The sequence below is a fragment of the Alkalibacillus haloalkaliphilus C5 genome (assembly GCF_000269905.1).
In the GTDB taxonomy this organism is placed as follows: Bacteria; Bacillota; Bacilli; order Bacillales; family Alkalibacillaceae; genus Alkalibacillus; species Alkalibacillus haloalkaliphilus_A.
The window spans coordinates 1-6165 of the sequence record NZ_AKIF01000165.1 but is presented as its reverse complement, the minus strand read 5'-3'; the positions used below and the strand labels follow the sequence as shown (position 1 = coordinate 6165).

Below are 6165 nucleotides of genomic sequence, written 5' to 3'. Positions count from 1 at the left end.
CAAAAGTTGCTGATCTATCAGACATTACGTTACATACTTCAGCAGCGCGAGAGGCGACATTTAGAAGTGGTGCAACATCATCACGAATTGCGCAATTACATATTATTGATATGCTTTTCATGTGTTTAGCATCAGTTCAATACGAACAAGCTGTCGACTATATCGACCAGACGCGAGAAGCTATTTCATACATTCGAGATGAATAATTCCCTTGGCATATCCAAGGGAATTTTTACGTTAAATATTTTATACAGACGTAGGCTTTTAACGCATCTTCAAACTGACGCACGTCAAGCCCGGTTAGCTCGTAAAATTTTTCAATACGCTTTTGCACGGTGTTACGATGCATATACAACTGCTTGGCTACAACCGAGATATTGACTTGATGTTCGATCGTCGTTTGAATCGTTTTCAGCAGCTCAAAATCGTTGATCGCATCATTTAAGACCGCCTTTACGAAAAAATCACGGTCATCCTCATTTAAACTTTCAATCATGGTTGGCATGAGCGCTTCACTTTGGGTTAACACGCGCTGATGATCGATTTTAATAACTTTTCCGCAACGTGAATGGTCCAGTTATAAAGCTTAGGTAAAAGCTCAATCGCTTGATCAGTTTCTGTTTGGAAAATCGATAGCTTTACTTCCAAATCGTTGGACAAAATATCAATCACTTCATGAAATTGCAATGGAGCTTCATCTAATTCAAGTGGCTCCAAGACGATTGCTAAATTATAATTTTGCCAAATGAAGATGAGCTTTTTACCGAGCACATCCTCTAACGTATTTTCCAAAAGTGACTGTTCGAACGTAGACTGAACATATAAAGCAACAACGCGAAATGCTTCCAGCCGTCCTGGTGGCTCGCTCGTTTGTCCCGTTAAAAAATGAATCCAGCCCTGTTCTTTTTCCGAAGTCACTTGATTCGGCAGCAATGTTTGAAGGAGCGTCAGCGATTCTTCAGATAGGTCATCTTTTGGAATACCATACAATGAATCGTCCACAATAAATGTTATGTAGTTGTCAGTCGGTTGATCTAATTGTGTCATGCTCGGATATAATGTTTTCAGCTGTTCAATCATTAAAGTCACTCCAACCGTTATGTTAACCGTATTATAGCATGAATCGTAGAGGGGGTGGCGAGCAATTATTTGGCGCACGCGAAAATATTCTGGCGCTCGCTTTACTTTATTTGGCGTTCGTGAAAATATTCTGGCGCTCGCGAAAATAATTTGGCGCTAAACTTTATCAGCGCACAGCAAAATTTATCAGCGTTCACCCAAGCTTTATCAGCGCTCGTGAAATTTTATCAGCGTTCAGCCCAATTTATCAGCGCTCACGATATTTTATCAGCGCTCGGATCCAGTTTATCAGCGTTCACAATATTTTATCAGCGTTCAGACCCACTTTATCAGCGTTCGCTCAACCCTTCACTCCACCCTCTCAATACAAGTCTCGTCATTATTCCTCGGACTGTTCACATAAGTGCTTACTTCATAGTAATCGAGTGGGATGTCTGATACAGCTTTCACCCATTCTTTTATTTCACTTGGCTCTTTTGCTTCAAAGTCAATCCAATCTTGCTCATACTCTCTCGGCAAGATGACTGGCATACGGTGGTGAATCGGTTCCAATGTGTCATTTGCTTCTTTCGTTAAAATGGTGCAAGTAACCATTTCCTCACCTTCAGCGGTCTGCCACCTATCCCACAATCCTGCAAAGGCAAAATAATCATGATTTGGTGGGTAAATTCGAACAGGCTTCTTCTCTCCGTCAACTTTCACCCACTCATAAAAACTATCAGCTAAGATTAAGCAACGCCGCTTCGCCATCAATCGTTTAAAGCTCGGCTTTTCATCCGCTGTTTCTAATCTTGCGTTAATCATTTTCGAGCGCATGCTTTCATCTTTTGCCCACGATGGGATCAAACCCCAGCTCATCTTCCCTAATCTATTACTAGACCCATCATGTACAACAGCTAACACATCTTGAGTTGGAGCAATATTATAACTCGGGTCCCAGTCAACATTGGCCACATTAAAATGTTGTTTTAGGAAACGCTCTCCTACTGTTAAAGTAAAACGTCCACACACTACTGATCACTCCTCTTCGTCTTCAACACCTTTCATCTTAAGTGCTGCAGGAATGGCTAATGCAATAATGACTGCTGCAATAATAAAGGCTTCATTAATCGCTTGTAATGTCGCTTCTTGTACGGTATATTCATCGAGTAAAATCATATGTCCTCTTCTTAACTCGTAATAAACTGAGAAGAAGACGATTCCTAACGAAGATGCGAACTGTCTAATTAAGTTATTCATCGCTGATCCTTGTGCCACTAAGTGTTCAGGAATTTTGTTCATGCCAGCTGTTGTTGCTGGCATGTTACCAAAACCTAAGCCTGCACCGTGCACAATGTAGATCACAACAATCACCCAAAAAGCAGTCGTTAGTTCGATAAAACCAAAAGTTAAGCTTGCACCTGAAAGAATAGCCAATCCAGTGGGAATGACGACTTTCGGCCCCTTCTTATCAAGCAACTTACCACCAACATTCATAAACAAGCCACTCATTAATGCACTCGGTAGAAAAATTAAGCCTGTTGCGACCATGCCAAGCTCATACGCCTCTTGGATCATATACGGAATTAAAAATAGTCCTGAGAACAACCCAATTGACGCAGCTGATGTTACGATAATCGAATATCGATACGTTTTTATTTTAAACACACGCAAGTCTAGTAATGGCTGATCTTTTCTTAATTCATACTTGATAAAAACGATAATTAAAATAATGCCGACAACTAATAAAAGCGCATTGTTCAAACTAACTAATGTCTCTAACTCTCGTCCTTGACCTAACACGTAAAGGACTGAACCTACTCCAAGTGTAACCATTATAAAACCAATGTAATCAAAACGAATACTTGGGTTTGATGGTGTAGGCTTTAAATATTTAATTGAAAAGAATAAGCTTAATAAGGCAAATGGTAAATTGACGAGGAATAAGAAAATCCAGTTAAAGCTTTCTGCAATGACACCACCAACTGTTGGACCAATAGCTGGCGCAATCATAACTGAAATACCATACGTTCCAACTGCGAAGCCACGCTCATTTTTCGGAAAAGCATTAAAGATTAACGCCATTGCATTTGGCATCATAAGACCACCAGCAATACCTTGAATAGCACGGGCGATAATAATCATGCTTAACGTTTGAGACATAGCACCAAGGATCGATGCGAAAGTAAATAACAGTACTCCGACTATGTAAATTGTCTTCTTTCCGAACCGATCACCTAAGTAACCAGTTAACGGCATCGTCATCCCCATAGCGATCATAAATATTGTTAAGATCCAGCTTACTCCTACGGCATCTGAATCGAATATATGCATAAATTCCGGTAACACCGGGTTTAACATACTATTGTTTAAAATAACGGTAAACGTTCCGAATAAAACTGATAATACGACTAACCATTTATTTGGTAGATTGCTCATAAATTCTTTCTCCCTTAATTAATTCGTCTCACGAACTATTGTACTCCTTTTAAACAATAATTGAAAGACAATAAATAAAAATGAGAGGGGGACACCCTCTCTAATTTTTTAAGAAGTATATTAAAGACTGAAGTTCGACTGATAAATCGATATGATGAACTCTAACCGTATCAGGAACAGACAATCGTGAAGGCGTAAAGTTCAAAATGCCTTCTACCCCTGCATTAACTAACCGTTCTGTCATCTCATCTGCAGCTTGCATCGGTACAGTTAAAATCGCAACTGTAATTCCTGTACGTTTTAACTCTTTCTCTAAGTCATCGACGCTATAGATTGGGACACCACCAATTGTCGTGTCTACTTTATCATTTGTGTCGAATGCAATCTCTATTTTCGTATTGTTATTTTTTATAAAGTTATAATTTAATAAGGCTGTTCCTAAATTCCCCACTCCAACTAAGGCAACGCGAGAAATCTCATCTTGATCGAGCGTCTTTCTAAAGAAATAGATTAAATGTTGAATATCATAACCATATCCTTTACGACCTAACTCTCCAAAATACGAGAAGTCCTTGCGAATCGTTGCTGAGTCAACTTTTAATGCTTCACTAAGCTCTTTAGACGAAACGCGTTGTTTCCCTTGTTGGTGCAAATTATTTAAATGTCTATAATAAAGTGGTAATCGCTTTGCTGTAGCTTGAGGTATTTTATTTTCTTCCATCGTTTAAGGTTCTCCTTTTTTAAATTCCATTTTAAAACGTGGAACATTGCTTTATGATAGAACTATAAGATAAACTAGTTCACATTGAGGTGAATAAACTATGATCGTAATGCAATTAAAAGATATCGGTAAATATTTTGGTGCTGACCTTATTTTATCGAAAATTAACATAGAAGTACATCATCAAGACCGAATTGCGATTGTCGGACGAAATGGTGCAGGTAAATCAACGATCTTGCAAGTGATGGCTGGTCAGTTAAAGCATGATGAAGGTGACATTTTCAAACCTAAAGATGTCACTGTCGGCTATTTAGACCAACATACAGGATTGGATTCTGATAAATCGATTTGGGATGAAATGCTAGAAGTATATCGAGATGTCATAAACTTAGAAAAAGAGTTGCGTGAACTTGAGACGCACATGGCTAATCCTGATGCTTTTGAAAACGAAGCAGAATACGAACAACTTCTAACAACGTATGACCAAAAGCAAAACTACTTTCAATCGATCGGTGGCTTTCAATACGAAGCCGACATTCATTCTGTCTTACAAGGGTTAAACTTCGGTGGCTTTGATCTTAATACACCTATTACTGATTTAAGTGGTGGTCAGAAGACCCGTTTAGCATTAGGTAAGCTGCTTTTAGCTAAGCCGAACATTTTAATTTTAGACGAGCCGACAAACCATTTAGATATTAGGACGTTAAATTGGTTAGAAGGCTATCTTAATCATTATGATGGGGCTGTCGTCATCGTATCACACGACCGTTACTTTTTAGATCAAACGGTTAATATCGTTTATGAAGTGGCCTTCCAATCTTCTAAAAAATATCACGGGAATTATAGTTACTTCTTAGAGAAAAGAGCAGAAGATTACGAGCTACAAAAGAAACAGTATGAAAAACAACAAGGTGAAATTAAGCGCTTGGAAGATTTCGTCCAACGTAACATTGCACGTGATTCAACGAGTACCCGTGCCAAGTCTAAGCGAAAGCAGTTAGAAAAGATGGAGCGAATTGACCATCCTGATTTAGACGATGCTTCAGCTAAATTTTCCTTCGACATTAAACGAAAAAGTGGTAATGATGTGTTGAAGGTTGAAAATTTTCAAGCAAAGTATGGTGCTTTGGACGAGCCGATTTTCAAAAATGTGACGTTCAGAGTTAATCGTGGTGATCGAATTGCGATTGTTGGACCTAACGGTGTTGGAAAAACAACTTTACTCAAAGCGATTTTAAACCGTATGGAGTTCGTTGAAGGTGATATTCAAGTCGGCACGAATGTTGAATTCGGATATTACGACCAAGAACAATCCACACTTAATCCATCAAAGACAGCTTTAAATGAATTGTGGGATGATTATCCGCTTATGCCTGAAAAGGATGTACGCACGATTTTAGGGAACTTCCTTTTCACTGGAGATGATGTGTTAAAAACAATTGGCATGTTAAGTGGTGGAGAAAAAGCTCGAATTCTACTTGCAAAGCTCATGCTAAAAAAAGCAAATGTCCTCATTATGGACGAGCCAACAAACCACCTTGACTTAGATAGTAAAGAGGTTTTAGAAGCTGCATTAGCTGACTTCCCTGGTACGATTTTGTTCGTTTCACACGACCGTTATTTCATTAATCGAATTGCATCACAAGTGATGGAAATGAGACAAGATGAAATTAGAATGTTCCTTGGCGATTATGACTATTACATTGAAAAGATCCAAGAAGAAGCAGAGCTTAAAGCGATGGAAGAAGCTAAACAACAAGTCCAAGAAGATAGTTCGAACAAGAAACAGTTTGAAGAAGATAAACAAGTTAAACGTGAGATCCGTAGAGTAGAGCGTCGGATCAGCAAGGTTGAAGAAGAGATTCAACAACATGAGCAAATCATTGAAGAACAAGAAGCTAAAATGGAAGACCCTGAATTAACCGGTGATTACTCATGCCTGCAAG

General features: G+C 38.8%; 6 protein-coding genes and 1 pseudogene. 2 read left to right on the top strand and 5 right to left on the bottom strand.

Going from position 1 to position 6165, the window contains the following annotated elements:
* Positions 1–206: pseudogene (locus tag A194_RS0114025) on the top strand (RpiR family transcriptional regulator); the annotation flags it as partial.
* A 26-nt stretch (positions 207–232) separates the two neighbouring features.
* Here the strand turns inward: A194_RS0114025 and A194_RS0114020 are convergent.
* From A194_RS0114020 to A194_RS0114000, 5 genes are all read right to left on the bottom strand, one after another.
* Positions 233–505 carry a helix-turn-helix domain-containing protein gene (locus tag A194_RS0114020; RefSeq protein WP_017187443.1) on the bottom strand — a complete coding sequence of 91 codons (273 nt, stop codon included), beginning with the start codon at positions 503–505 and terminating at the stop codon, positions 233–235.
* A gap of 17 nt (positions 506–522) precedes the next feature.
* Positions 523–1080, bottom strand: a complete 558-nt coding sequence (locus tag A194_RS0114015) for a hypothetical protein (protein ID WP_017187442.1) — start codon at positions 1078–1080, stop codon at positions 523–525.
* Between the two features lie 348 nt (positions 1081–1428).
* On the bottom strand, positions 1429–2091 hold the full coding sequence (locus A194_RS0114010) for an SOS response-associated peptidase (RefSeq protein WP_017187441.1): 663 nt from the start codon (positions 2089–2091) through the stop codon (positions 1429–1431).
* 6 nt (positions 2092–2097) lie between these two features.
* Positions 2098–3498: a DHA2 family efflux MFS transporter permease subunit gene (locus tag A194_RS0114005; protein WP_017187440.1), complete on the bottom strand. Its 1401-nt coding sequence runs from the start codon at positions 3496–3498 to the stop codon at positions 2098–2100.
* Positions 3499–3598: 100 nt separating this feature from the next.
* Positions 3599–4219 (bottom strand): redox-sensing transcriptional repressor Rex, encoded by a 621-nt coding sequence (locus A194_RS0114000; protein WP_017187439.1) that lies wholly within the window; start codon positions 4217–4219, stop codon positions 3599–3601.
* Positions 4220–4319: 100 nt separating this feature from the next.
* On the opposite strand from A194_RS0114000, the gene A194_RS0113995 reads away from it, so the two are divergent.
* Positions 4320–6165 (top strand): ATP-binding cassette domain-containing protein (locus tag A194_RS0113995; protein ID WP_017187438.1); only part of this gene is annotated, 1846 nt, incomplete at its 3' end.